This window comes from Streptomyces sp. NPDC031379 (genome assembly GCF_055569615.1).
Map to the genome: position 1 here is coordinate 112,188 of NZ_JBVIIT010000003.1, position 24,946 is coordinate 137,133.

Genomic DNA, 24,946 nt, shown 5'->3' on the forward strand with positions numbered 1-24,946 from the left:
TTGACACGCCCCTCGCCGGGTCCTACCGTGGCCCGAATTAGTAAAGTTTCCTAACTTTACGAGGCTGGAGACCACCGTGTTCCCTCGCCCCGCCCCCGGACGCAGGCTCGTCACGGCCACCGTGCTCCTGGGCCTGCTCGGCACCCTCACCACCGGCGCCTGGGCCGGGCCCCGGGACCGGAGCCCGGTGCCGCACGAGCGGCGGGCCGGGGTCACGCGCGTTCCCTCCGCCGCCGGCTCCGCCACCGCGCTCGCGGGGTACGCGATCCGGTCCACGGCCGAGGTGACCGACTCCGCGGCGACCGTCTCCTCCCCCGGCTATCCGGCCAGGGGCTGGCACCCGGCGGGCCCCCGCTCCACGGTCCTGGCCGCCCTGCTCGCCGACGGCGTGTACGCCGACCCCTTCTACTCCACCAACCAGCAGCAGATCCCGCGGGAGGACTTCCAGGTCCCCTGGTGGTACCGCTCCGACTTCGAGGTCGACGACACCTCCCGGCGCACCCACCTCGACTTCAGCGGGGTCGTATCGGCGGCCGACGTCTACGTCAACGGCCGGCGGGTCGCCGAGGCCGCGGACGTGACCGGCGCCTACACCCGCCACGAGCTGGACATCACCTCGCTGGTGAAGTCCGGGACCAACACGGTGGCCTTCCGGATCCGACCCAACGACCCGAACAAGAACCTCACCATGAGCTGGCTGGACTGGATCCAGCCGCCGGCCGACCGGAACATGGGCATCGTCCGTGACGTCCTGGTGCGCAGGGGCGGCCCGGTGGCACTGCGCGACGCACACGTGACGACCAGCCTGGCCGTGCCGTCCCTCGCCGCCGCGGACCTCACGGTCAAGGCCCAGGCCCGCAACGACACGGGGACGCCGGTCACGGCGGAGATCTCCGGCCGCGTCGGCGGGACGCACTTCACCAGGACCGTGCCGCTCGCGGCCCACGAGACCAGGACCGTCGCCTTCTCCCCCGCCGACGTGCCCGGCCTGCACCTGACCGAGCCGAAGGTGTGGTGGCCGGCCGGGATGGGCGGGCAGCCGCTGTACGACCTCGACCTCACCGCCACCGTCGCCGGCACGACGTCGGACACCGCGCACGAGACGTTCGGCATCCGTGACGTCCAGGCGCCCCTGAACCCGGACGGCGCCCGCCAGTACCGGATCAACGGCCGCAAGCTGCTGATCAAGGGCGGCGGCTGGTCGCCGGACGAGTTCCTGCGCTGGGACCCCGCCTATGTCGAGGACCGGCTCAAGTACGCCCTCGACCTCGGGCTGAACACCATCCGCCTGGAGGGCCACCTCGAGCCGGACGAGTTCTTCGACCTGGCCGACCGCCACGGCGTGCTCACGCTGCCCGGCTGGCAGTGCTGCAGCAAGTGGGAGGGCAACGTCAACGGCACCGAGGCCGGGGAGAAGTGGACCGCCGCCGACTACCCCGTCGCCAAGGCGTCCATGGCCGCCGAGGCCGCCCGGCTGCGGGACCACCCGAGCGTGATCTCCTTCCTGATCGGCAGCGACTTCGCGCCCGACGCCACGATCGAGAAGAACTACCTGGACGCCCTCGAGGCCGCCGACTGGCCGGCCCCGGTGGTCTCCGCCGCCTCCGACACCTCCTCGCCCCGGCTGGGCCGTTCCGGCATGAAGATGACCGGCCCGTACGACTGGGTCCCGCCGAACTACTGGTACGCCAAACGCGAGGGCGGGGCGACCGGCTTCAACTCCGAGACCAGTGCGGGCCCGGACATCCCCACCCTCGACACCCTGCGCCGGATGATGACACCGGCCGAGCTGGACACGCTCTGGAGGAACCCGGACGCCCGGCAGTACCACCGCTCCCCCTCGTCCGCCTTCGGCACGCTGAAGATCTACGGCGAGGCCCTCTCCGGCCGCTACGGCGCCCCCACGGACCTCGCCGACTACGTCCGCAAGGCGCAGCTGGCCCAGTACGAGAACGTCCGCGCCCAGTACGAGGCGTACGAGCGCAACGCGACGGACACGAGCAAGCCGGCCACCGGGCTGATCTACTGGATGTTCAACAGCGGCTGGACATCGCTGCACTGGCAGCTGACGGACCGGTACCTCGATCAGGGCGGCGCCTACTTCGGCGCGAAGAAGGCGAACGAGCCGCTGCACATCCAGTACTCCTACGACGACCGCTCGGTGGTCGTCGTCAACAACCGGCACGACCCCGCCGGCCGGCTCACCGCGCGCGCGACCCTGTTCGACCCCGACGGCACACAGAGGTACGACAGGACCGTGACCGGAATGACCGTGGGCGGCGACGGGGCGCACGGCACGGCGCTCACCCTGCCGTCGTCGGTGAGCGGACTGGCGGACACGTACCTGCTCCGGCTGACCCTGACCGGCGAGAACGGTAAGGAGGTGAGCAGGAACGTGTACTGGCTCTCCACCCGGGCCGACACGCTCGACTGGGCGCGCACCGACTGGTACCACACGCCGACCACGGGCCACGCCGACCTCACGGGGCTGTCCTCGATGGCTCAGGTGCCGGTGTCGGCGACGGCGTCGACCTCCTCGACCGGCGGTACGTCGACCACCACGGTGACCGTGCGCAGCACGGGCGGCGGCAGGACGCCGTCGCTGCTGACGGACGTCCATCTGGTCGACGCGCAGGGCAGGCCGGTGCTGCCGGTGCGCTGGTCGGACAACGAGGTGAGCCTGTGGCCGGGCGAGTCGGTGACGCTGACCGCCACCTACCGGACGGCCGACCTGCACGGCTCGGCACCGCACGTGCGGGTCACCGGGTGGAACACCCCGGAGCGGACGGTGCCGGCGAGCTGACCGGAGGGGGTGGGCGCATGAACCCACCCCCCGGCACGGTTCAGCTGACGTCGAGCGCCGTGTCGTCGACGACGAACGACGTCTGGAGGGTGGAACCCTCCGTACCGGTGAACTTGATCGTGACGGTCTGGCCCGCGTAGCTCGCGAGGCTGAAGCTGCGCCGTGTGTAGCCGCTCGCCGCATTCAGGTTCGAGTAGGTCGCGAGAGTCGACAGCACGGTGCCGCTGCTGCTGAGCACTTGCGCCTTCAGGGTGTCGTAGGCCGTCGAGGTGGTCGTCTCGGCGGTGTCGACGTGGAGGTAGAAGCTCAGGGTGGCGCTCGTGCACCCGGCGGGGACGGTCACCGACTGCGCGAGGGTGTCCGTGTGGGCGGCGCCGTAGCCGTTCAGCCAGGCCTTGTAGGAGCCGGTGCGGGCCGCCTCGCCGGTGTCGGCGGTGATGACGCCGCTGGAAGCCGTCCAGGTGGTGGCACCGGACTCGAAGCCGTTGTTGCCGAGAAGCTGGGCGGCGGTGCAGGTGCCGCCCCCGCCTCCTCCGCCCCCGGTGGAACCCGCACCGGCCAGCCAGGCGGTGGCGTTGAGGGCGAGCGGCGCGTTGGTGGCGCTGGAGTCGTTCCAGCCGTCGTAGAGGGTGTTGCCGGACTGGCCGGTGCCGTCGTCGACCGGGGAGCTGTCACCCCAGAAGGCGACCCGGCCGCTGCCGAAGGTGCTGGTGGCGAAGAAGGCGCCGGTGTTGCCGGAGTAACCGGTGCGGTACAGCAGTCCCTTGACGCTGGAGTTGTCGGCGGGCTTGAGCGTGGCCGTCGTACCGCTGGCGATCAGGCTCTTGGTGACCGTGCCGAACGAGCCGTGCAGCACCGGGTCGGCACTGTCGCTGATCGCCGAGGGGTGGTCGGAGCTGACGCTCAGCGAGTCGATGGAGAAGCCGAACGGGTCGGTGGAGTCGACGCTGTTGTTCGACATCAGGTCGTTGAAGATCTCGACCGCGTCGTAGCCGTCGTTGTTGCGGTCCGCTCCGGTGTGGTCGGAGATCATGAACAGACCGCCGCCGTTCTTGACGAACGTCATGATGGCGGTCTTCTCGGCTGCGGTGAACAGCGTGTTCGGCTCCGGCAGGACCAGCGTGTCGAAGTTCGACAGATCGGTCGCCGAGGAGCCGCCGTAACTGAGACCGGAGCCCGACGGCAACGTCTTCTGGCTGTAGCCGCCGGCCTTCTGCAGCGCGACGCCCCACGAGGAGAGGGCGCCGGTCCAGTCGGTCTCGGCGGACGGGGAGGAGGCCTGGCCGAGCGGGTCGGGCTGGCTGGTGGAGATGATCCAGTCGGCGTTGCCGGCCGTCTCGGCGTGGGCGTTGTCGAACAGGATGCGGTGCGTGGTGGCCGCGCGGGCAGGGGTACTGGTGCCGACCTGGAGGGCGGCTGCGCCGAGCAGCAGCCCGAATCCGGCCAGGGCGGTGGTGAGTCTGCGGCGGGATCTCCTGGATCCGAGCATCCGGCGAACCTCCATGAGGGGTGGGGAGAAGGCGGTGCGGGCGCCAAGTCTGCGCGCGTAGAACCCGCTTGAGGGTTCTACACGCGTCGATTGGTTGAAAGGTACATGGCATTAAGGCCCGGTGAACAGAAGCTCCCGGCAACAACCGGAGCGGAGTGCCTCCGCTTACAGCGGGCACACCCACCTCAGCGGGGTTCGCTGCGAAGAGCGTGGAAAGGGCGGGCCATGGAGATCTCCGGCATCATCAGCGCCATCGTCATCGGCCTCATCATCGGCGTACTGGGCCGGCTGGTCCTCCCCGGGCGCCAGCGCGTCGGCGTCCTGTGGACCATCGTCGTCGGCATCGTGGCCGCGCTGCTGGGCTCGGCGATCGCCGCCGGGTTCGGGGTCGCGGACACCAAGGGGCCCGACTGGGTCGAGTGGTTCATCCAGATCGCGCTGGCCGCACTGGGCATCGCGGCGCTCGACCGGTCGCGGGCCCGCCACTGAGTGCGGCGGTCAACTCCCGTACAGACAAGGGGTCGTGACGCTCAGCGCCCGGAAGCCGAGGCGTTCCAGGATCGGGCGGCTCATGGCCGAGGCGTCGACCTGGAGGTAGCGGTACCCGCGGGCGGCGGCGACACGGGCACGGTGGGCGACCAGGGCGCGGTAGACCCCCCGGCCCCGCCAGGCCTCGACCGTGCCGCCGCCCCACAGCCCGGCGAACCGGGTGCCGGGCACCAGTTCCATCCGGGCGGCGCTGACGGGTTCGTCGCCGGCGAGCGCGACCACCGCGACGACCGTGCCGGGATCGGCGGCGAGTCGGGCGAGCAGCCGGTGCCGCAGCCGGGTGCCGTCGGTGCCGAAGGCCTTCTCGTGCACCTCCACGACGAGGTCGACGCCGGCCGGGTCGGTGGCCGGCACCAGCCGGATGCCCGCGGGTGGTCCGGTGTCCAGGGCGAGGTGGGCCGCCTCGCCGATCATGAGCGTCTCCTCGGGCTCGGCCCGGAACCCGGCGGCGGCGAGCCGGGCGCCGAGATCCACCGGCCGGTCGTGGCCGTAGAGCTTCCACTCGAAGTCGAGGCCGAGGCCGGTGAAGTACGCGATCTGCTCCTGGATCGCCCGGTCGGCGCCCGCCGCGTCCAGCCCTGACCACAGCACGCCGTTCCAGCCCCGCGCGTCCGCGACCTGCCGCACCACCCGGCCGACCCGCTCGATGCGGGCACCGGGGCCGTCGGGACGGGCGCCCTCGCGCATGTCCCGGTCGTACAGGGCGAGCACCGCCGTGTGATCCATGCGTTCACTGCAGCACGCCGGCCCGGAGCGCGGCAACGGAGTTACCGGTCGCCCGGCGCACCCGCCGTCGGCCGGACGGCGGCCAGATAGGCGGCGAGCCGGTCGCGGTTGCGGCCCAGGCAGTCGATGCGGGCCTGGATGCGGTCGATGTGCCCCTGCAGCAGCGCCGCCGTCTGCGGGGTCACGCACTCGGCGGGCGGGTGGAGGTCCCCGGGGCCGGAGAGGTAGGGCAGGATCACGCGGATCATCTCGGTGGTCAGGCCGGAGTCGAGCAGGCCCCGGATCTGCTGGACGTCCGCGACCGCCGCCTCGGGATAGCTGCGGTAGCCGTTGCCGGTGCGCCCGGGGCGGAGGAGGTCCTGCTCCTCGTAGTAGCGCAGCAACCGGGTCGGTACGCCCGTGCGACGCGACAGTTCACCGATCCGCATGCCGACCTCCGGGGCCCTCGCTTGACCTTCACACTGATGTGAGGCTTCGACCATGGTCGCATGTCCGAGTCCTCCCAGGTCAGAGGCGGTCGGCTGCCGTGGTCCGGGCTGCTGGCCCTGTCCTGCGCCGCCTTCACCGCCGTACGGCGGGCCTGCTGCCCGCGATGGCACCCCCGCTCGGGGTCGCCGAGTCCCGGATCGGTTTCCTCGTCACCGCCTACGCGGCCGCCTCCTTCGTGGCCGCGGTCCCGGTGACCGCCGCGCTGCGCGGGCTGCCGCGGCGGCGAGTGCTGTGCGGTGCGCTGTGGGGATTCGCCGTCAGCAACGCGCTCGTCGCGCTCTCCTCGTCCTATCCGCTCACCTTCGCGGCCCGGCTGCTCGCCGGGGCGACGGGCGGCACGCTGTGGGCGATGCTGGTCGGCTACGCGGCCCGGATGGTGCCGGCCGAGCGGCGCGGCAGGGCCATCGCGATCGTGCTCGCCGGGATCACGCTGGCCCTGTCGCTGGGGGTGCCCGCCGGTACCGCGCTGGCCGGGGCGGTGGGCTGGCGGGCCGCGTTCGGCACGCCGGCCGTGCTCGCCGTCCTGCTCGTGGTGTGGGTACGGCTGCGGGTGCCGGACTTCCCCGGGGAACCGCCGTACGCGCGCGTGCCGCTCACCCGGGTCGCCCTGCGCCCCGGGATCCGCCCGGTGCTGTCGGTGACACTGTTCCTGCTGCTGGGCCACCAGGTGATGTACACGTACGTGGCCCCGTTCGCCGCGCGGGCCGGGTTCGGCCGTACGGGCCTGCTGCTCGCGGTGTTCGGGACCGCCACGGTGGCCGGGATCTGGGTCACCGGTGCGCTGATCGACCGGTGGCTGCGCCCCACGCTGCTCACGGCGCTCGGTGTGCTCACCACCGTCCTGCTGGTGCTGGGCCTGTGTGCCGGGCGGCACGCGCTGCTGGTGGGCGCCGTCGCGCTGTGGGGCGTGGCCTTCGGCGGGGCGCCGACGCTGATCCAGACCGCGCTGGTCGACGCCTCGGGTCCCGCCGACGCCGACGTGGCGACGTCGTTGCAGACCACGGTGTACAACGCGGGCATCACCGCCGGTTCGCTCACCGGCGGTGTGACGCTGGACGTCCTGGGTGCCGGTGCCCTGCCCTGGACCGCGCTGCCGCCGGTCCTGCTGGCGCTCACGACGGTCGCGGCGGGGCGCCGGTGCGCCTTCCCGGCCGGGCGGCGCGCCGTCGCCCCGGAGGCGGAGCCGCCCGCGGTGGCCGTAGTCTGCACCGCCGGGGATCATGCCGTCAGGAGGTCGGTGACCGATGGTGAAGGACAGTGAGTCGCGGCATCTGCGCCGCTGCGTGGAGCTGGCGGCCGAGGCGCTGGAAGCCGGGGACGAGCCCTTCGGGTCCGTGCTCGTGGCGGCTGACGGCACGGTGCTGGCGGAGGACCGCAACCGGGTGGCCGGCGGGGACCGGACCAGGCATCCCGAGTTCGAGCTGGCCCGCTGGTCGGCCGCGCACCTCACGCCCGGTGAGCGGGCGGCGGCGACCGTCTACACCTCCGGCGAGCACTGCCCGATGTGCGCGGCGGCACACGCCTGGGTGGGGCTCGGCCGGATCGTGTACATCGTCTCCTCCGAGCAGCTGATGGGCTGGCTGGCCGAGGCGGGCGTGCCCGCGCCGCCGGTGCGGCCCCTGCCCGTGCGGGAGGTCGCGCCCGGAGTGACCGTGGAGGGGCCGGTGCCGGAGCTGGTGGCACAGGTACGGGACCTGCACCGACGCTTCCGGGCGGCGCGCGCCGGATCCGCCTGAGGGTCAGCCGAGTTCGAGCGTGGTGACGCCGAACACGCGCTCCTGGGCGAGGTCGCGCACCGGGCCCGTGTACATGCGGGCGGTCTCGAACGAGGCGTGGAATCCGGCCGCTTCGGCGAGCGCGATGCCGGCCGTGTTCGGTTCGGGCACGTCGATGGCGACCTCGTGGCCGGCGGCATCGGCGACGAGGGCGGCGAACAGGGCGCGGGCGTCCTCGGCGGTGTCCGCGAAGAGGGGCCCGATGCGCAGGCTGTCGTGGCCGGGGCGGATCACGCCGTAGCCGACGAGCCGTTCGCCGTCGTGGCGGACGAAGGCGCGGTGGCCGGGTCCGGTGAGCCACGCGGCGAGGAAGCGCGGCCGGTCGGCCGGACAGCAGGCGCTGTCGTAGGCGGCGATCGCGGCCCGGTCCTCGGGCCCGGCAGGCCGTACGCCGCGGGCGGCGGCCTCCCCCTCGGGAGCGATGCCGGCGAACCGGATGGTGCGGTGGGCGAACGCGAAGCCGGACTGGCGGTAGTTGTCCTGCTGGGCGACGACCCCGTCGAGGCCCACGGTGCGGTCGCCGGCGTGGGCGAGGGCGGTCTTCCAGGTGGTGAGGCCGTGACCGTGACCGCGCAGGTCGGGGCGGACGAGATAGCAGCCGAGGAAGGCGTAGTCGGGGCCGTGGTTGACGACGGAGATGGCCGAGACCGGCTCCCCGTCGATCCGGCCGAGGAAGAAGCCGTCGGGGTCCTGGGCGAAGAACGCGGGTCCGTCGGACAGGCCGGGGTTCCAACCCTCCGCCGCCGCCCACCCGCTGATCACCGGCCAGTCGGCGAGGGTGGCCTGCGTGACGACGAGGTCGTGGGGGGCCGCAGAGGTCATCGGTGCGCTCCGTCTTCCGTCGGGGTCGGACTGCCGCGCAGCATCCTTCCGGATCAACGGGGGCCGCGCCACGGGGAGATCAGCCGTCCCGCACCGTGCGCCTCGGCCGCTCCCGCGCGGCCCGACCGGCCTCGCCCGCGCATGCCGTCGGCGCCGAGGCGCCTTGCGGCGCGTCCCCACCGAACCGGGGTGCGGTGGGAACGCGCAGGAGCCGGATCAGTGGCCGCGGCCCGGACGGAAGCGCCGGTACAGGACCGTGCCCGTGAGCAGGAGCGCGGCGCTGCCCGCGACGGCGGGGGCCGTCAGATCCGTCCCGGTGCGGGCCAGGGAGGAGGTCGCCGGCAGCGGGTCGGAGTGGCGCGGGGCGGGGTGGGACTCGGCGGGGGCCGGCGGCTTCGGGGCCGGGGTGCGGGGGCTTCGGGGTTTCTCGCCGGGGCCGTTGACCGACTGGTTGCCCACGGCCGGGTTGCCCACGCCGACCACGTCGACGCTGTTGCCGCTGATGTTCACCGGCAGGTGGACGGGGAGCTGGATGTCGTTGCCGGAGATCACGCCCGGCGAGTCCGTCACGTCCGCGTGGGCCACCGCCCCGCCGGACGAGGCCGATCCGTCCTTCCCGGTGCCGCCGGTGTTCGCGCAGGTGTTGCCCGCGGCCGGGTTGAGCAGCCCCACGACGTTCACGGTGTTGCCGCACAGGTTCACCGGCACGTGCACCGGGAGCTGGATGCCGTTGCCGGAGATCAGCCCGGGCGAGCCGGCCGCGGAGCCGTCGGCCGCGGCACCGTCGGCCGCGAAGGCGGCGGACACCGGCAGCGCCACGGCCATCGCGCCGGACGCGGCGGCGACGGCGATCACACCGTTTCGGGTAGCCCGTCTCATAGGTTCCCTGCCTTCCAGACATCGTCGCGGGCACTCGCCCGCATCTCTTCAAACGCACACGCACCATCCGAGTTATGGCTTATCGGTCTTTCACCCCATCGAGTGGCAGACTTATCGAACTGCACGTAAAGCCGCTCAATGATCATCAAGAGGGCCGTAGGGCGCGAAGGGTACGGCACCGAGTGCCGCCCCGCTCGTCGGGAGGCGGGCCGTCCGGGGCCCGCTTATGGTGATCCGAGGGCGCCGTACCCCGGTCCGTGACGGGCGCCCCGGGAGGCGATCGATGCTGGTCAAGCTGACCCCACGGCCCGCCGTCCGGCGCTGCACGGCTGCCGGAGCCCTCACTCTGGCGCTGCTCGGAGCCGGGCTGTCCGCGGCTGCCGCCGACGATCCGCAGCCCGACCTGTCGCGTTTCTACCGGCAGAAGGTGGCGTGGGCCGCCTGCGAGGGCCCGGATCTGCCGAAGGACCTCCAGTGCGCGAAGGTCACCGTGCCGCTCGACTACGCCCATCCGCGCGCGGGCACGCTGGACGTGGCACTGGCCCGCTACCGCGCCACGGGGAAGTCGCGCGGCTCGGTACTGCTGAACTTCGGCGGCCCCGGTGGTGCGGGCGTCGGCGAACTCGCTTCCGACGGCCGGCAGTTCATGGACCTGACCAACGGCTACGACGTGGTCACCTTCGATCCGCGCGGGGTCGGCCGCTCCTCCCCCGTCAGCTGCGGGGAGGGCGGCGACGACGCCTCGGCCGTGACGAACGAGAACGCCGACCTGGCCCGGCCGCAGGCAGTGCTGAAGAAGTTGCGGCAGGCCGCCGAGGAGTGCGCCCGGCACTCGGGGCCGGTGCTGCCCCACATCGGGACCGTGAACGCCTCCCGCGACCTGGACGTCATCCGCCAGGCACTCGGCGACAAGAAGCTCAACTACCTCGGCTTCTCCTACGGAACGCGGCTCGGCGCGGTGTACGCGGCACAGTTCCCGCACAAGGTGGGCCGGCTGGTCCTCGACGGGGTGGACACGCTGACCGAGCCACTGTCCGAGCAGGGGATCGCGGGCGCCGCGGGGCAGCAGACCGCGCTGGACGACTTCCTGGACTGGTGCACGACGGATGTCGCCTGCCCGTTCGGCAGAGACCGGCGCGCGGCCGGGGCCCAGGTCGTGGCCGTCGTGCGCTCCCTGGACGAGAACCCGGTGCCGACGGACTTCGGCGGCTCGTTCTCCGGCCAGGACCTGGTGGGCGCCATCGGGCAAGGCCTCTACGACAAGGAGCTGTGGCCCTCGCTGGAGCGTGCGCTGGCCTCACTGGTCGAGGACGGCGACACCCGGGGCGTGCTGAACTTCTCGGCCGCCGGCGCCGGCGTGGTGCGCGAACGGCACGGGAAGGACGGCGGGCTCGTCGACCCGGACGAGGTGCCGGCGGACAACCTGCCGGCCGCACTGATGGCGATCAACTGCGCGGACGACCCGGACCGGCCGACCGAGGCCCGGATCGCCAAGGACCTCAGGGAGCTGCGGGCGGCGTACGAGCAGGCCTCGCCGGTCTTCGGCCGCTTCCGGCTCACCCAGTTGCTGATGTGCTACGGCCGCCCCCGGGGCACGGACTTCATCCGGGACCGGGTCAAGGACGTCGACTCGGCGAAGATGCTGCTCGTGGGCACGCGCGGCGACCCGGCGACGCCCTACCGGTGGACCGTGGAGACGGCCGAACGGCTCGGCCCGTCGGCCGTGGTCCTCGACAACAAGGGCGAGGGCCACACCGGCTACTCCTCCTCCACGTGTGTGCACCGCAAGGTCAACGACTTCCTGCTCTACGGCTCCCTGCCCGCGAACGGCAGCTCCTGCCCGGCGGACGGGAGCGGCTGGAGCGGCAGCACGAACACCTCCGACTGAAGGCGCGAAATCCGCCCATCGATGACAGGAACGACACAAGCGCGCAACAGGGCCGAACCCGGAACAACCTTCCGGCCGCCCCGGCCGTCACACTGGGCAGGCGCGCTTCGGCCGCCATGTCCCGCACGTGACCGCGACAGGGGGAACCATCATGCGCATCCGCACCGCCATCGCCGTACCCGCCGCCTCGGCCGCCGCCGCTGCCCTGCTGCTGACCGCGCCGCAGAGCCAGGCCGCCACGGGCCGGGCCCAGCCCGCGCGCTGCACCGAGCAGGCACTGACGGTCCGGGCGAAGGCCGCGGCCGCCGACCGGACCGTGGTCCGCGTGAGCGTCACCAACCGGGGCACCCGTGCCTGCGTCGTCGACCGGGTGCCCACGGTGACCTTCGGGGATCTGGACGGGGCCGCCCTGCCGGTGCCGGAGGGCGGCACCGGCAGCTACCGGCTCGCGGCGGGCGGCACGGCCTACGCGGACGTCCGGACCATCGGCGACCCGGCGGACCCGGAGGCCCGCCGGGTGGACTCGCTCACCGTGGCCGCGTCGGCGGCGCACTGGGGCCGCTCCTTCACCGCCGCGCGGCTCGGCACCGGGAAGGAGGTCCTGGTGTGGGAGCCGGTGACGACGTGGTGGCAGCGCACGGCGGCGGCCGCGGACCGGGCCATCGGTCTCGGCTGAGGGCCGGCTCGGGCGCGCGGGCGTCCGGCCGGCGGGCGAGGTCCGGGGTGCGTGCCCTCGCCGGCGCCGTCAGAACGGGCCCGGGGTGAGAACCTCCTCGACCGCCGTGCGGTTCACTGCTTTCCCGTCACGAAACGGTCGAGCACGGCGGTCAGTTCGGCAGGCTTCTCCACGGGCAGTTCATGGCCCGCGTCCAGGATCCGCACGACCGCGTCCGGGTAGGCCTTGGCCATCCGGAGCATCTGGCGCACCGGCAGCTGGACGTCGTGGTAGCCGTGCACCATCAGGGTGGGCGTACGGATCTCACCGGCCCGGTCGAGGAGGTCGAAGGCGCGCATCGCGCCGTACAGGGTCATGACGACCTCGCGCGGGGTACCCGCGGAGGCACGGACGTGCTCCCGGATCTCCTCGCGCGGGTACCCGGGCGCGAAGGCCCGCTGGATGTTGGCGGCGACGAACAGCTTGAACGGCACCAGCGTGGAGGCCGCCATCAGCAGGCCCCGGCCGCGGCTGTACGCCATCCTGCCGATGGAGTTGACCAGCACCATCCGCTCGAGTCGCGCGGGGTGGGCGAGGGCGACGGTCTGCGCGATCATCCCGCCCATGGAGTGGCCGATCAGCACGAACCGCTCGACCTCGAGGTGATCGAGCAGGGACACGACGTCCTCGGCGAGTTCCGCGATCGTCCGCACTCCCGCCCCGGTGCTGTCCCCGTGGCCGCGCAGGTCGAGGCGGATCACCCGCCGTCTGCCGGAGAAGTGCGCCAGCTGGTGGTCCCAGCGGTGCCGGTTCGCGGTCCAGCCGTGCACGAACACCAGGGGCACGTCCTCCGCGTCGCGGGGCCCCTCGTCGTCGTACGTCAGGGCCGCTCCGTCGACTTCGAACTGCGGCATGGGGGCCTCCTGGGGCGCGGTACGGGGCGGTTACTGACGAGTACGGTAACCGGCCGTGCGGCACCGCGTCACCGGCGTCCGCCGGAGAGACCCCCCGCACCCGCGGCCCGGATTACCCCGAATGCCGTAGCGGCGAATCCGCCCTATCGTCGTCTCATGGAGCACGCACTGAGTCCCGCTACCCTCGCCGAACTGCGGCGCCCGCGTCCCTATCCGGCGGTGTCCGTGCTGACCCCGACACACCGCCGCGAACCCGAGAACGGCCAGGATCCGGTCCGGCTGCGCAACGTCGTGGCAGAGGCCCGCAAACGGCTGGAGTCCGACCCGGCCGTCACCCGCGACCGGCGCGCCGAGGTCGAGGCACAACTCGACCGTGCGCTGGCCGAGGTGGACCTGGCGCACGCCGAGGACGGCCTGGTGATCTTCGCCGCCCCCGGCGAGCACCAGGTCTGGTCCCTGGGCCGCACCGTCCCCGAACGGGTCGTCCTCTCGGACACCTTCCTCACCCGCAACCTGGTCGCCGCGCAGGCCGCCGAACGGCCCTTCTGGGTGCTGTCGGTCTCCGCGGACCGCGTCACGCTGTGGAGCGGCGGCCCGGACCGGGTCGTCGAGGACCGCTCCGCCGGCTTCCCGCTCGTCCGGAACCGGGAGAACTTCGACGCCGAGCGCCAGATGCGCGTCGGCGAGGTGCCGAGCACCTTCCGCGACGAGGGCACGCGGCAGTTCCTGCGGGAGGCCGACACCGCGATGGGCACCCTGCTGCGCGAGCAGCCCCGCCCGCTGTACCTCACCGGTGAACAGGCGGCGCTCTCCCTGCTGGAGGAGGCCGGCACCGTCGCCAAGGCCGCCGTGCAGGTGCGCCGCGGCGGGCTCGCGCACGCCGGTCCCGAAGCCGTGTGGCAGGCCATCCTGCCCGTCCTGGAGGCGGAGACGACCAAGGACACCTCGTCCGTGGTCCGGGAACTGACCTCCGCGCGCGGCCATCGCACCTTCGCGGCCGGGCTGGACGAGCTGTGGCAGAGCGCCCGCGAGGGCCGGGTACGGCTGCTCGCCGTGGAGGAGAACTACCGCGCGACCGTCCGTGACCTCGGCGCCCATCTGATACCGGCCGAGCCCGGTGACCTGGACGCCCGCGACGACATCGTGGACGAGATCGTCGAGCAGTGCCTGGAGACCGGCGCCGAGGTGCGCTTCGTACCCGACGGCGCCCTGGGCGACGCGGACGGCATCGCGGGCGTACTGCGGTACTGACCCGGTTCTCCCGAGGCCCGGGGGTAAGCGCTCTCCCGTCGGCGTACGCTACGGCGTGATCGTCGACGGGAGGGAGCGCGCGCATGGGTGACCTGCTGGGTGTGGCCGTACTGGGTGCCGGACACATGGGAGCCGACCACGTACGACGTCTTGGCCAAGTGGTCAGCGGCGCCAGGGTCGCGGCTGTGGCCGACCCCGACGTCGAGCGGGCGAAGGAAGCGGCGGCAGGCCTCACCGGCGTGACGGTGCATGCCGATCCGTCGGCCGCCCTCGACGCGCCCGGGGTGGAGGCCGTGCTGATCGCGTCCCCCGGTCCCGCCCACGAGGAGGCGCTGCTCGCCTGCTTCGCCCGCGGGCTGCCGGTGCTGTGCGAGAAGCCCATGGTGCCGGACGCCGCGGGCGCGCTGCGGGTCGTGGAGGCCGAGGCGCGGCTGGGGCGCCGGCTGGCGCAGATCGGCTTCATGCGCCGCTACGATGCCGAGTACCGGCGGTTGAAGGCCCTGCTGGACGGGGGAAGCCTCGGGCGGCCCCTGATGCTGCACTGCACCCACCGCAACGTCTCCTCGCCCGCCGGCTTCACCAGCGCCATGCTGATCAACAGCTCCGTCTCCCATGAAATCGACGCGGCCCGCTGGCTGCTCGGGCAGGAGCTGACGGCGGTGACCGTGCTGCGGCCCAGGTCTTCCGCGGGCGCCCCCGAGGGCCTGGCCGACCCGCAGTTCGTCCTGTTCGAGACCGAGCGGGGCGCTCTCGTCGACGTCGAGGTCTTCGTCAACTGCGGCTTCGGCTACCAGGTGCGCTGCGAGGTCGTGTGCGAGGCGGGCAGCGCCCGGATCGGCGCCGAGCACACCATGGTGGTCACCACCAGGGGCAGCGCCGCCGAGGAGGTGGCCCAGGACTACCTCGAACGTTTCGCGGACGCCTACGACCGCGAGGTGCAGGCCTGGGTCGACGCCACCCGGCGCGGTGAGGTCACCGGCCCGGACGTCTGGGACGGTTACGCGGTCTCGGCCGTCGCCGAGGCGGGGGTCCGGGCGCTGGAGACGGGCGGGCGGGTCACCGTGGACCTCGCCGAGCGCCCCGGCCCGCGGTAGGTGCGCGCCCCGGCCCGCGGTGGCGGGACGCGGCCGGGTGGACCCGGGCCGCGCCTCACACGCCGTCGAACAGGGCACTCAGCCCCCGCTCCACCAACGCCGCCATGTCCTCCTGCCCGGCCGCCACCACCTCATAGGTGTGCAGGAGGAACCGGCGCAGCGCCGAGGCCTGGAAGTGCACCAGGGCGAGGCCGTAGGGCGAGTGGAACTCCAGCACCGTCCGCGTACGGCCGTACGGCCATATCTGCACGTCCCCGTGGCCGGCCGGGGCCCGCAGCCCCTGATCGAGCAGGGAACGCGCGAAGGTCCAGGTCAGCTCCTCGCCGTCCAGGGCGGCCTCGGCGGGGAAGTGCACGAAGACGGCGAGCGGGTCGTCCGTGCTGTACCGAAGGGTGGCCGACACCGGGATCTCCCGGTCCTCGGCGGTGACGAGCCGGGCGAGCGCGGGCTGTTCGATGGAGAAGTCCATGCCTTTATGGAGTCCGCGGAGGCCCCGCGCATGGCGCCAAATCCGGTCAGACTTCGGCGGATACCCGTCAGTCGAACACGTCATGGAACACGCGAGCGTCGAACACGCGATTGAGCGCCGTGCCGGAGCCGTCGACATGCCCCAACTCCCGTAGAATTCCTACGACTTGTATCCGCAGACGCGTACGTCATCCGTACCCGAGGATCACTCCGGGAAGACTCTGGCATATGCCGGAAGCACCACCGTATCGTGTGTTGCCAAATCCCTTACGGGGCGTCGCGGGCTGTGCGACAGTCGTAACGGTCCCCCGTCCCCCTTGGCCGTATCGTCCCCATCGGAGTGCGTCATGCCGTCCCCAGTCTCCGCGGACCGCTCAGCCGCCCAGCCGCCAGGGCGTGGCTCGGTCGAGGCGTTGATCACGCAGGCGCGGCGACTCAAGGGCGACGTGGACGCCGTGCGGCGGGACACCGGGAACGACGGTTCGGACCCCGAGGAACGCTGGCAGCGCGCTCTGTGCGACCTCGCACTGCATCAACTGGAGGATCTGGACACCCACTTGGCGCAGCTGCGGGACGGCCCGGAGCCCGCCCCGGAGGAGTCCGCCGACGCCCCGGCCGCCCGGCCGTCCCCCGTCGGCACTCCGCGGGGATCGCTGCTCAGCCGCGTCGGCAGCGCGGAGTGGAACCTGCTGACGGACGAGGCCACGTGGTCCGGGGAGCTGTACCAGATCCTCGGCCGCGACCCGGCCGACCCCGCCCTCACCCTGGACGAACTGCCCTCCCTGGTCCTGGAGGAGGACCGGCCGAAACTGACCGCGATGGTGACGGACTGCCTGGTCGACGGCAAGCCGATCGACGGGGAGTTCCGCGTCCTGCGCGCCGACTCCTCCCTGCGGACCGTGCACATGATGGGCGAGCCCGTGCTCGGCGCCGACGGCGGCACCGCCTCGATGTGGGCGGTGCTGCGGGACGTCAGCGAACTGCGCCGCAGCCAGCGGACGGTGCGCGAGACCCGTGACTCGCTGCAGCACCGGCGCCGGCAGGAGCAGACCGAGCACCGGATCGCGGCCGAGCTGCAGGAGGCCGTGCTACCGCCATGGCGCGGCTCCCTGCGGCTCCCGCACCAGCGGCCGCCGGTTCTGGACCTCGCCGCCCACCACCTGCCGGCGACGACGGGCACGCTCATCGGCGGGGACTGGTACGACGCGCTGGAGCTGCCCGACGGGCAGACCCTGCTCAGCGTCGGCGACCTCACCGGGCAGGGCGTGGCCGTCGCCTCGGGCATGGCGATGCTGCTCGGTGCCGTACGCGGCATGGCGATGGCCGGCACGGCACCCGGCCAACTGCTCGCCATGATCAACCAGTTACTGGACGCCACCGTGCAGCCCGCCCTGGGCAGCGCCGTCTGCTGCCGCTACCGGCCCGAGACCCGCACCCTGCTCTGGGCACAGGCCGGACACCCCGCCCCGCTGCTGTACCGCGACGGGACGGGGCGCAGGCTGAACGCGCCGGACGGCGTCCTGCTCGGTGCCACCTCGGGCGCCGTCTACGGGCAGGCCGAAGTGACCCTTCAGCCGGACGACCTCCTCCTGCTGTACACCGACGGACTGTCCTCGGGACACAGTGGCTCGACGGCCGTGGACGGACTGCTCGACCTCGCCCCACGGTTCGACGCGGCGCGCACCGCGCAGGACTGTGTGCGGACGGTGGTGGAGGAGTTCGGCGGATCCGGGCGCGAGGACGACGCGTGCGTACTCGTCGCCAGGGTCACATCGTGAACCGACCTCGCTGACCTACCCGGATGACCCTGCGCACAGGCTCCTAGGCCTGTGCGCTGTTGTCGCCCCTGGCCCTCGGCTTGGGCAGGACGAGTCTGATCTCCTCCCGCAGTTCGTGGATCCTCGGGTATCCGGCGTACTCCGCGGTGAGCCGGTACATCTGGCGCAGCCGGTCCCAGGTGCGACGGGAGGAGTTCGACCCCATCGACATCAGGGCGAGCCGTGCGTAGCGGTCGGCCTGTTCGGGGTCGTCGGCGATGAAGCAGGCCGACGCCATGGACAGATGGTCGAAGATCTTCGACCGCTCGCGTCCGTCCACGCGCAGGGCGAGGGCCTTCTCCGCATAGTGCTGGGCGTGCGCGGCCGCGCTCGGGTCGAACTCCGCCAGCGTGCGGTAGGCCAGGGCCTGCATGCCGTACAGGTCCTCGTCCTTGAAGGTCTGCATCCAGTCCGGCGGTTCCACGTCCTGCCGGTCGGAGACGAAGAGGTCCTCCGCCCGGCCGAGCGTGCGGCGCATCGCCTGGCCCTTGCCCATCGACGCCTGCGCCCAGGCCTCGATGGTGTGGAACATCGCCTTCGTGCGCGGCTGCAGGCGGTCGCCGGCTCCGGACTGGGCGAGCTTCATCAGGTCCAGCGCGTCGTCCGGCCGGCCGAGGTGCACCATCTGCCGGGCCGCCCGGGACAGCGCCTCGCCGGCCCGGGGCCGGTCACCGCCCTCACGGGCGGCGTGGGCGGCGATGACGAAGTACTTCTGCGCCGTGGGCTCCAGGCCGACGTCGTGCGACATCCAGCCCGCGAGGACGGCGAGGTTGGCGGCGACGCCCCACAGGCGCCGCTGGAGATGGGGTGGGTGGTGGTAGGCGAGCATGCCGCCCACCTCGTTCAGCTGGCCCACGACCGCCTTGCGCTGCAGGCCGCCGCCACGGGCCGCGTCCCAGGCGCGGAACACCTCGACCGAGCGCTCCAGCTCCTCGATCTCCTGCGATCCGATGGGGGCGGCCTCGTAGCGGTCGAACCCGGCGGGGTCGGCGTGCAGAGGGTTGTCGAGAACAGGGGCGTCGGCCTTGAGGGCCGGGTCGGTGTGCAGCCAGTCGTACATGGCGCTGCTGAGTGTGGATCCCGCGGCGAGCGCGGCACCCGCGCCCACCAAGCCGCGTCGGTTGAGCATGAGGTCCATTCCCGTGAATTCGGTGAGGACCGCGGCGGTCCGTTCGGGCGGCCACGGCACTCCGTCGGGATGTTCCTCGATCCCGTCGCCCTGCCGTTTCCCCGCACGCCCGTGCCGTACCAGACCGAGGTCCTCGATGGTCACGACACGGCCGAGACGCTCGGTGAACAGAGCCGCCAGCACCCGCGGCACGGGATCACGCGGGACCTCGCCCGTGTCGATCCACCGCCGCACCCGGGAGGTGTCGGTCGCCAGCTGGGGGTGGCCCATGGCCGCCGCCTGCCGGTTGACCAGTCTCGCGAGTTCGCCCTTCGACCAGCCGGCCAGGCCGAACAGGTCCGCAAGGCGGGTGTTGGGTTGTCCGCTCACATCAAGCCCCCAGGTTCTCGGCTGAGTTGACAGTAGCCCGCTGGAGGTTGCCGGGCGACTATTCGCCACGGTTCGCCAGGGTCCGCCAGATGGTGTGCCACTGGGCATCGGGTGTCAGGTAGGAACGCGCCACCCCGACCCGGTCGCAGCCCTCGACACGAGGGCGCGGGACGGCAGTTGACGGCATCCGCCGGGCACATTCCCCAGGGTGTACCCGGGCGACCGGGCCGGGTTGCGCGTGAGACGCACAGGCAGGCACTGCAGGCACACGAAGGGACCTGTATCTCCCATGTACGCAGCATCGTCCTCCGTGTCCGCCCCGCCCCGGCCACTTCGCCCCCGCCCCGCGGGTGGCGGGCCGTACCTCGACCCGGTGGCGCGGCCGGGCGCGCCCGTGCTCGGCACAGGCCGGCTCCGGCGGGTGCCGGGTCAATCCGGTACCCAACCGCTCAGCGGGAGACTGGACCTGTCCGGCCCCCAGGGCGCGCAGCTCCGCACCGCGATCGCGTCGGTGCACCGGATCTGTCCGGAGTTCGCTCCGGTGCAGGTGCTGCGGCGCAGCGGACGGTCCGTCCTGCTCGTCGGGACGACAGGGCGCAGCACGGCCGTCGCCAAGTGTCTCCTGGACCACTCGCCCGCCTGGGCGGAGCGGATCCGCCACGAAATAGCCGCATACCGCTCGTTCGTCCGGCACCGGCCCCCGGTCCGCGTGCCGAGACTGATCGCGGCGGACCCGGACAACTGCACCCTGGTCGTCGAGCGGATGCCGGGCCGCGTGGCGGCGCTGCAGCGGCATCCGTCGGAGGCCCCGCCCCGCGCGGACGTCCGGACCGCGCTGGGTGCGATCTGCCGGCTGAACGCCTGGCGCCCCCCGGCCGGCACCTTCGACATGCCGCTGGACTACGCCGCCCGGATCTCCCGGTACCACGAGCTGGGCCTGCTCACCGACCGGGACCTGGGGGACCTGCAGAAGCTGCTGCACGGCATCGCTCATGAGGTGGGCCGGCACGGCATGCTCCAGTTCTGCCACGGCGATGCCCTGCTCTCGAACATCCTGCTCTCACCGGCCGGTCCAGTGCTGGTGGACTGGGAGCACGCGGGCTGGTATCTGCCGGGGTACGACCTGGCGACACTGTGGCTGGTGCTCGGGGACGCGCCGGTGGCCCGGCGGCAGATCAGCCAGATCGCCCAGTCGGCGGGCCCGGCCTCCCGGGACGCCTTCCTGGTGAACCTGATGCTCCTGCTCACCCGGGAGATCCGGACGTACGAGACGGCCGTGCAGCGTTCGATGCACGACACGGCCCCGGCGGCACCGGGTGCGGCCCACCCGGGTGCTGCGCCGTCCGGCGAGGAACAGCGGCTGCTGCTCAGGCGGCTGCACGACGACTGCCAGATGGCCCGCAAGGCCGTGCGCGCGGCGGTCGGCACTCGCTGACGGGGACGACGGCTCCGCGGTGCGCCCAGAGCGGCGGCGCACCGCGGGCCTTCGTGTGTACCCGGCCTTCGGACCCCGTGCCCGCGTCCGTCGGCCTTGCCCCGCATGCGTGCGGCCGCCCTGTCCACTGGTGTATGCCAGTGACGCTCCGCAGGCCCGCGCACCGCCGCCGCGAAACTCGCCGAAAACCCTCCGTGACGTGGGAAATCACCGCCGTGAAGGCATCATTGACGGATCGTCGGCAAGCCGGTACCACTGACCCAGCTCGGCGCCGCACGCCCCGCCACGCCCGCCCGTCACAGGAGGCCGCATTGCGAGGTTCCGCCACCGACCCCACGTCCGCCCCCGGCCACAGACATCTCCGGCGCACCGTCGGCCCGCTCGCCTCCGCGGCCCTGCTGCTGCCACTGCTCGGCGCGGTCCCCGCGCACGGTTCCACCGACTCCTCCACCACCCGGTTGCAGCACGCGTTCGCCACCGCCGCGGCCGAACACCACGTGCCGCAGAGTGTCCTGCTGGCCGTCTCCTATCTGCAGTCCCGCTGGGACCGGCACGGCGGCGCGCCCAGCGTGACCGGCGGCTACGGCCCGATGCACCTGACCGACGCCCGGACGGCGCTCGCCGCCACGGAGCACTTCGCCGAGGGCGCGGAGGACGCCCGGGGCGACGGCGCCCGCGCCGCCCTGCACCCCGCCGTCGAGGAGCCGGCCGCATCCGCGGTCCCGGCCCGCCTGCAGACGCTGCCGAAGGCGGCGGAGCTGACCGGCATCCCGGCCGAGCGGCTGCGTACCGATCCGGCGGCGAACGTGGCCGGCGGTGCCGCCCTGCTCGCCGCCGCGCAGAAGGACCTGGGCGAGCCGCTGAGCACCGACCCGGCCGACTGGTACGGCGCGGTGGCCCGGTTCTCCGGCGCCGACGACACCGCGACCGCCGCGGCCTACGCCGACGACGTCTACGACGTGCTGCGCACCGGCGAGGAACGCACCACCGACGACGGCCAACTGGTGGCCCTGGCCGCCCAGCCGAATCTGACCGCCGACACCGCCCAGCTCGAGCGCGCCGGTCTGCGCACCCTCCCCACGGACGGCACCGAGTGCCCGAGGTCGGTGTCCTGCGAGTCGGTCCCGGCGCCGTACGCGGAGTTCGGGGACAACGACTACGGCAACCACGACCTGGGCGACCGCCCGGCCTCGCAGCGCATCAAGTACATCGTCATCCATGACACGGAGGGCACCTGGGACGGGGTGCTCAACCTGGTCCAGGACCCGACCTATGTGTCCTGGAACTACACCATCCGCTCCACCGACGGCCTGATCGCCCAGCACGTCAAGGCGAAGGACGTGGCCTGGCACGCCGGCAACTGGGACGTCAACGCCCGGTCGATCGGCATCGAGCACGAGGGTTTCCTCGCCGATCCGGACGCCTGGTACACGGAGGCGATGTACCGGTCCTCGGCGCGGCAGGTGCGGTACCTGGCCGGCCGGTACGGCGTCCCGCTGGACCGGCAGCACATCCTGGGCCACGACAACGTGCCCGGACCGACCACGTCCACCATTCCCGGGATGCACACGGACCCGGGTCCGTACTGGGACTGGCGGCACTACTTCCAGCTGCTGGGCCACCCCTTCAAGCGCACGGCCGGCAAGAAGGCCGGGCTGGTGACGATCCTTCCGGACTACGCCGCGAACCGGCCCGTCTACACGGGCTGCACCGCCAAGGGCGAGCCCTGCACGGCGCACGGTTCCAGCGAGGTGCGGCTGTACTCCGACCACGATGTGAACGCGCCGCTGATCAAGGACATCGGTCTGAAGACGGACCCGACCAACGGGGTGAACGACCTGTCGTCACGGGTGTCCACCGGCCAGCAGTACGCGGTCGCCGACCGCTGGGGCGGCTGGACGGCCATCTGGTACCTGGGGCAGAAGGCCTGGTTCGAGAACCCGCGCAAGGAGCCGACGGCGGTGCCCGCGAGGGGGCTCGTGGTGACCCCGAAGGCAGGCCTGGCGAGCGTCCCGGTGTACGGCCGCGCCTACCCGGAGAAGGAGGCCTACCCGGCGGGCGTCCCCGCCCAGTCGGTGGTGCCGCTGCCGTACACGATCCCGGCCGGGCAGAAGTACGTGGTCGGTGACGAGGTACCGGGCGAGTACTACTACGCGGTCACCTTCACCCCCGACTCGCACCGGGTCGTGGTGGGCGAGGACCTGTACTACGAGATCCAGTACGGTCACCGGATCGGGTTCGTCCGGGCGGCGGACGTGACGCTCGAAGGCTCGGCCCGCTAGCGGCGGCCGGTGTCTCAGCCCTGCTGGAAAAGCTCCGCCGGGAGCGGCTTCAGCAGGGCGTACAGGTCGTCGGTGATGGGGCGGTCCCAGGCGGCGATCGTCACGAGGACGCCGTCGCTGCGGTCGAACTGCACACAGGAGATCCGGCTCTCGGAGAGCTTCAGACGCCGCACGATGAGGAGGTTGTCGCCCTGGAGGACCGGCGTGTCCTCGGTCTCGACGACGGTGATCTCCTCGTCGTTCTCCAGCGCCAGCAGGAGCTGGCCCACCTCGAAGGGGATCTCTCCCTCGGCGACCTCGCGGGCCGGGGAGCCCTCCGGCAGATTGCCGATGATCATGGCGGGGCCGCGGCCGCCGAAGAGGTCGTAGCGCAGGAAGACACCCTGGCAGGTGCCGTCGGGGGCGGGCAGCAGGCCCGCGCCGAGGTTGCCCGGCCAGTCGCCCGGGTCCATGGCCAGCACGTCGAAGTCGGGTCCGGCAGGGGTGGCGCTGCGGCGGCGGAGGAACGACATGCGGCCATGGTACGTGCCCGGGCTCGGGTGGGTGACCTGCGGGCGCCGGGCGGCGCACCCGGGCGCGGGCGTACGGCGCGGGCCCGGGCTGATCCGAACGAAGCCCCCCTAGCCCAGGGGGCAGCTGTCGAGCAGCGTGCCCGGGTCCGCGCCGGCCGGGCGGGCGACCGTGTGACCGGCGGGCGGCCGTCCGTGTCCGGAGATCCACCGTTCCAGTGCCGTGAACGCCGAGCGGTGGCAGGGCACCATCGGGCGGAGCCGGCCGGGGAAGGCGTCGACCAGGGAGTCGGTGTGCGTGCCGTCCTCGATGCGGTAGTAGCGCAGCAGCCCGCCGCGCCCGGCCGCGTGGACCATGCGCGCGTAGACGTCGGAGTCCTCACTGATCGGGAGCAGCACGTCCAGGGTGCCCTGCAGGGTGATCAGGGGTTTGCCGATGCGTCCGGTGAGGGCGATGCGGCCGACGGCGCGGTGGACGGCGGCGGGGCGGGACAGGTAGTCGTAGTCGGCGTCGCAGCCGGGGGTGCCGGAGGCGCAGTACGGGGTGCCCGCCTCGGTGGTGCCGTCGTATCCGGGGTCGAGTTCCTCGCGGTAGACGCGCTGGGTGAGGTCCCAGTAGACCTGGTGGTGGTACGGCCACAGGAACTCGGAGCCGGCCGGGAAGCCCGCCCGGTGCAGGGCTGTCCGGGCTTCGGCGGCTCCGGGGCCGCCGGCGGCGTACGCGGGGTAGTGGCGCAGCGCGGTGGGCAGGAAGGTGAACAGGTTGGGGCCGTCGGAGCGCCAGAGGGTGCCTTCCCAGTCGACTCCGCCGTCGTACAGCTCGGGGTGGTTCTCCAGTTGCCAGCGCACCAGGTAGCCGCCGTTGGACATCCCGGTCACGAGGGTGCGGTAGGGGGGCCGGTGGTAGCGCTGCGCGACCACGGTGCGGGCGGCGCGGGTGAGCTGGGTGAGGCGGGTGTTCCATTCGGCGATGGCGTCACCGGGTCGCCGGCCGTCGCGGTGGAAGGCGGTGCCGGTGTTGCCCTTGTCCGTGGCCGCGTAGGCGTAGCCGCGGGCGAGCACCCAGTCGGCGATGGCCCGGTCGTTCGCGTACTGCTCGCGGTTGCCCGGGGTGCCGGCGACCACCAGTCCGCCGTTCCAGTGGTCGGGCAGCCGGAGGACGAACTGGGAGTCGTGGTTCCAGCCGTGGTCGGTGTTGGTGGTGGAGGTGTCCGGGAAGTAGCCGTCGATCTGGATTCCGGGGACGCCGCTGGGCGTGGGCAGGTCCTTGGGGGTGAGACCCGCGTAGTCGGCGGGGTCGGTGTGCCCGGAGGCCACGGTCCCGGCGGTGGTCAGCTCGTCCAGGCAGTCGGCCTGCTGGTGGGCGGCGCCCGGCACCCGCAGCTGGGTCCGCCCGGCGCAGTGCGCGGCGGGTGCCTCGGAGGCCGTGGGCGCCGCCGTCGCCGGGGTGACCAGCAGGGAGCAGGCGGCGGCGAGCGACAGGGCGCCGAGCGCGGCGCGCCGTGCCGGCCGCCCGGTCGGTGACGTGCGGTGGGGAAGCATGCGGTACCTCCGGCGGGTTGGGGACGCGCTGGAGGTTAGGGCGCTGTGAGGGGGCCGGACA

21 protein-coding genes are annotated in these 24,946 nt (G+C 72.8%); 11 read left to right on the top strand and 10 right to left on the bottom strand.

Features of this window, described 5'->3' with window-relative positions; genetic code table 11:
• Nucleotides 1–76: 76 nt before the first annotated feature.
• The gene (locus tag ACZ5CW_RS05390; protein WP_468598576.1) at nucleotides 77–2,803 is read left to right on the top strand and encodes a glycoside hydrolase family 2 protein; all 2,727 of its coding nucleotides are present in this window, start codon (nucleotides 77–79) and stop codon (nucleotides 2,801–2,803) included.
• A gap of 40 nt (nucleotides 2,804–2,843) precedes the next feature.
• On the opposite strand, the gene ACZ5CW_RS05395 is transcribed toward ACZ5CW_RS05390, so the two are convergent.
• The gene (locus ACZ5CW_RS05395; protein ID WP_468598578.1) at nucleotides 2,844–4,292 is read right to left on the bottom strand and encodes a hydrolase; all 1,449 of its coding nucleotides are present in this window, start codon (nucleotides 4,290–4,292) and stop codon (nucleotides 2,844–2,846) included.
• Between the two features lie 225 nt (nucleotides 4,293–4,517).
• Here ACZ5CW_RS05395 and ACZ5CW_RS05400 point away from each other — a divergent pair, with 225 nt between their 5' ends.
• Nucleotides 4,518–4,781 (top strand): GlsB/YeaQ/YmgE family stress response membrane protein, encoded by a 264-nt coding sequence (locus ACZ5CW_RS05400; RefSeq protein ID WP_468598580.1) that lies wholly within the window; start codon nucleotides 4,518–4,520, stop codon nucleotides 4,779–4,781.
• A 9-nt stretch (nucleotides 4,782–4,790) separates the two neighbouring features.
• On the opposite strand, the gene ACZ5CW_RS05405 is transcribed toward ACZ5CW_RS05400, so the two are convergent.
• Both ACZ5CW_RS05405 and ACZ5CW_RS05410 read right to left on the bottom strand, forming a co-directional pair.
• Complete coding sequence (locus ACZ5CW_RS05405) at nucleotides 4,791–5,567, bottom strand: GNAT family N-acetyltransferase (protein ID WP_468598582.1); 777 nt, start codon at nucleotides 5,565–5,567, stop codon at nucleotides 4,791–4,793.
• Nucleotides 5,568–5,608: 41 nt separating this feature from the next.
• Nucleotides 5,609–5,995 carry a MerR family transcriptional regulator gene (locus tag ACZ5CW_RS05410; protein WP_468598584.1) on the bottom strand — a complete coding sequence of 129 codons (387 nt, stop codon included), beginning with the start codon at nucleotides 5,993–5,995 and terminating at the stop codon, nucleotides 5,609–5,611.
• Between the two features lie 164 nt (nucleotides 5,996–6,159).
• Between ACZ5CW_RS05410 and ACZ5CW_RS05415 the strand changes: the two genes are divergently transcribed.
• Both ACZ5CW_RS05415 and ACZ5CW_RS05420 read left to right on the top strand, forming a co-directional pair.
• The gene (locus ACZ5CW_RS05415) at nucleotides 6,160–7,317 is read left to right on the top strand and encodes an MFS transporter (protein ID WP_468598585.1); all 1,158 of its coding nucleotides are present in this window, start codon (nucleotides 6,160–6,162) and stop codon (nucleotides 7,315–7,317) included.
• Nucleotides 7,301–7,792, top strand: a complete 492-nt coding sequence (locus ACZ5CW_RS05420; protein ID WP_468598587.1) for a nucleoside deaminase — start codon at nucleotides 7,301–7,303, stop codon at nucleotides 7,790–7,792. Before ACZ5CW_RS05415 ends, ACZ5CW_RS05420 begins: the two co-directional genes overlap by 17 nt.
• Nucleotides 7,793–7,795: 3 nt before the next feature.
• Here the strand turns inward: ACZ5CW_RS05420 and ACZ5CW_RS05425 are convergent, their stop codons facing one another.
• Together ACZ5CW_RS05425 and ACZ5CW_RS05430 are read right to left on the bottom strand one after the other, a co-directional pair.
• On the bottom strand, nucleotides 7,796–8,653 hold the full coding sequence (locus ACZ5CW_RS05425) for a GNAT family N-acetyltransferase (RefSeq protein WP_468598589.1): 858 nt from the start codon (nucleotides 8,651–8,653) through the stop codon (nucleotides 7,796–7,798).
• 216 nt (nucleotides 8,654–8,869) lie between these two features.
• A complete protein-coding gene (locus tag ACZ5CW_RS05430) occupies nucleotides 8,870–9,532 on the bottom strand; it encodes a chaplin (protein ID WP_468598591.1) in 663 nt (220 codons plus the stop codon).
• Nucleotides 9,533–9,815: 283 nt separating this feature from the next.
• Between ACZ5CW_RS05430 and ACZ5CW_RS05435 the strand changes: the two genes are divergently transcribed.
• Both ACZ5CW_RS05435 and ACZ5CW_RS05440 read left to right on the top strand, forming a co-directional pair.
• Entirely contained in the window at nucleotides 9,816–11,420 is a 1,605-nt protein-coding gene (locus ACZ5CW_RS05435) for an alpha/beta hydrolase (protein ID WP_468598592.1), read from the top strand.
• A 151-nt stretch (nucleotides 11,421–11,571) separates the two neighbouring features.
• Nucleotides 11,572–12,096, top strand: a complete 525-nt coding sequence (locus tag ACZ5CW_RS05440; protein ID WP_468598594.1) for a DUF4232 domain-containing protein — start codon at nucleotides 11,572–11,574, stop codon at nucleotides 12,094–12,096.
• A gap of 113 nt (nucleotides 12,097–12,209) precedes the next feature.
• Here the strand turns inward: ACZ5CW_RS05440 and ACZ5CW_RS05445 are convergent, their stop codons facing one another.
• Nucleotides 12,210–12,989 (bottom strand): alpha/beta fold hydrolase, encoded by a 780-nt coding sequence (locus tag ACZ5CW_RS05445; RefSeq protein ID WP_468598595.1) that lies wholly within the window; start codon nucleotides 12,987–12,989, stop codon nucleotides 12,210–12,212.
• Between the two features lie 156 nt (nucleotides 12,990–13,145).
• On the opposite strand from ACZ5CW_RS05445, the gene ACZ5CW_RS05450 reads away from it, so the two are divergent.
• Entirely contained in the window at nucleotides 13,146–14,240 is a 1,095-nt protein-coding gene (locus ACZ5CW_RS05450; protein WP_468598597.1) for a baeRF3 domain-containing protein, read from the top strand.
• 83 nt (nucleotides 14,241–14,323) lie between these two features.
• Nucleotides 14,324–15,334, top strand: a complete 1,011-nt coding sequence (locus ACZ5CW_RS05455) for a Gfo/Idh/MocA family protein (protein WP_468598598.1) — start codon at nucleotides 14,324–14,326, stop codon at nucleotides 15,332–15,334.
• Nucleotides 15,335–15,389: 55 nt separating this feature from the next.
• Here ACZ5CW_RS05455 and ACZ5CW_RS05460 read toward each other — a convergent pair whose 3' ends face one another.
• Nucleotides 15,390–15,803: an SsgA family sporulation/cell division regulator gene (locus tag ACZ5CW_RS05460; protein ID WP_468598599.1), complete on the bottom strand. Its 414-nt coding sequence runs from the start codon at nucleotides 15,801–15,803 to the stop codon at nucleotides 15,390–15,392.
• Between the two features lie 346 nt (nucleotides 15,804–16,149).
• Here ACZ5CW_RS05460 and ACZ5CW_RS05465 point away from each other — a divergent pair, with 346 nt between their 5' ends.
• Nucleotides 16,150–17,580, top strand: coding sequence for a PP2C family protein-serine/threonine phosphatase (locus ACZ5CW_RS05465; protein WP_468598601.1), 1,431 nt, complete (start codon nucleotides 16,150–16,152; stop codon nucleotides 17,578–17,580).
• 43 nt (nucleotides 17,581–17,623) lie between these two features.
• On the opposite strand, the gene ACZ5CW_RS05470 is transcribed toward ACZ5CW_RS05465, so the two are convergent.
• Nucleotides 17,624–19,117 carry a DNA-binding protein NsdB gene (locus tag ACZ5CW_RS05470; RefSeq protein WP_468598602.1) on the bottom strand — a complete coding sequence of 498 codons (1,494 nt, stop codon included), beginning with the start codon at nucleotides 19,115–19,117 and terminating at the stop codon, nucleotides 17,624–17,626.
• Between the two features lie 289 nt (nucleotides 19,118–19,406).
• Here ACZ5CW_RS05470 and ACZ5CW_RS05475 point away from each other — a divergent pair, with 289 nt between their 5' ends.
• Entirely contained in the window at nucleotides 19,407–20,552 is a 1,146-nt protein-coding gene (locus ACZ5CW_RS05475) for an aminoglycoside phosphotransferase family protein (protein ID WP_468598604.1), read from the top strand.
• 311 nt (nucleotides 20,553–20,863) lie between these two features.
• Entirely contained in the window at nucleotides 20,864–22,834 is a 1,971-nt protein-coding gene (locus tag ACZ5CW_RS05480) for an N-acetylmuramoyl-L-alanine amidase (RefSeq protein ID WP_468598605.1), read from the top strand.
• 14 nt (nucleotides 22,835–22,848) lie between these two features.
• On the opposite strand, the gene ACZ5CW_RS05485 is transcribed toward ACZ5CW_RS05480, so the two are convergent.
• Both ACZ5CW_RS05485 and ACZ5CW_RS05490 read right to left on the bottom strand, forming a co-directional pair.
• Nucleotides 22,849–23,346, bottom strand: coding sequence for a hypothetical protein (locus tag ACZ5CW_RS05485; RefSeq protein WP_468598607.1), 498 nt, complete (start codon nucleotides 23,344–23,346; stop codon nucleotides 22,849–22,851).
• Nucleotides 23,347–23,454: 108 nt separating this feature from the next.
• Nucleotides 23,455–24,885: a 3-hydroxybutyrate oligomer hydrolase family protein gene (locus ACZ5CW_RS05490; RefSeq protein WP_468598609.1), complete on the bottom strand. Its 1,431-nt coding sequence runs from the start codon at nucleotides 24,883–24,885 to the stop codon at nucleotides 23,455–23,457.
• Between the last annotated feature and the right edge of the window lie 61 nt (nucleotides 24,886–24,946).

Bases quoted from the DNA above. Each gene is read 5' to 3' on its own strand.
- ACZ5CW_RS05465 (WP_468598601.1), top strand. From the start codon at position 16,150: ATGCCGTCCCCAGTCTCCGCGGACCGCTCAGCCGCCCAGCCGCCAGGG.
- ACZ5CW_RS05410 (WP_468598584.1), bottom strand. From the start codon at position 5,995: ATGCGGATCGGTGAACTGTCGCGTCGCACGGGCGTACCGACCCGGTTG.
- ACZ5CW_RS05430 (WP_468598591.1), bottom strand. From the start codon at position 9,532: ATGAGACGGGCTACCCGAAACGGTGTGATCGCCGTCGCCGCCGCGTCC.
- ACZ5CW_RS05485 (WP_468598607.1), bottom strand. From the start codon at position 23,346: ATGTCGTTCCTCCGCCGCCGCAGCGCCACCCCTGCCGGACCCGACTTC.
- ACZ5CW_RS05450 (WP_468598597.1), top strand. From the start codon at position 13,146: ATGGAGCACGCACTGAGTCCCGCTACCCTCGCCGAACTGCGGCGCCCG.
- ACZ5CW_RS05400 (WP_468598580.1), top strand. From the start codon at position 4,518: ATGGAGATCTCCGGCATCATCAGCGCCATCGTCATCGGCCTCATCATC.
- ACZ5CW_RS05415 (WP_468598585.1), top strand. From the start codon at position 6,160: ATGGCACCCCCGCTCGGGGTCGCCGAGTCCCGGATCGGTTTCCTCGTC.
- ACZ5CW_RS05440 (WP_468598594.1), top strand. From the start codon at position 11,572: ATGCGCATCCGCACCGCCATCGCCGTACCCGCCGCCTCGGCCGCCGCC.
- ACZ5CW_RS05405 (WP_468598582.1), bottom strand. From the start codon at position 5,567: ATGGATCACACGGCGGTGCTCGCCCTGTACGACCGGGACATGCGCGAG.
- ACZ5CW_RS05455 (WP_468598598.1), top strand. From the start codon at position 14,324: ATGGGTGACCTGCTGGGTGTGGCCGTACTGGGTGCCGGACACATGGGA.
- ACZ5CW_RS05395 (WP_468598578.1), bottom strand. From the start codon at position 4,292: ATGCTCGGATCCAGGAGATCCCGCCGCAGACTCACCACCGCCCTGGCC.
- ACZ5CW_RS05490 (WP_468598609.1), bottom strand. From the start codon at position 24,885: ATGCTTCCCCACCGCACGTCACCGACCGGGCGGCCGGCACGGCGCGCC.
- ACZ5CW_RS05425 (WP_468598589.1), bottom strand. From the start codon at position 8,653: ATGACCTCTGCGGCCCCCCACGACCTCGTCGTCACGCAGGCCACCCTC.
- ACZ5CW_RS05475 (WP_468598604.1), top strand. From the start codon at position 19,407: ATGTACGCAGCATCGTCCTCCGTGTCCGCCCCGCCCCGGCCACTTCGC.
- ACZ5CW_RS05435 (WP_468598592.1), top strand. From the start codon at position 9,816: ATGCTGGTCAAGCTGACCCCACGGCCCGCCGTCCGGCGCTGCACGGCT.
- ACZ5CW_RS05460 (WP_468598599.1), bottom strand. From the start codon at position 15,803: ATGGACTTCTCCATCGAACAGCCCGCGCTCGCCCGGCTCGTCACCGCC.
- ACZ5CW_RS05445 (WP_468598595.1), bottom strand. From the start codon at position 12,989: ATGCCGCAGTTCGAAGTCGACGGAGCGGCCCTGACGTACGACGACGAG.
- ACZ5CW_RS05420 (WP_468598587.1), top strand. From the start codon at position 7,301: ATGGTGAAGGACAGTGAGTCGCGGCATCTGCGCCGCTGCGTGGAGCTG.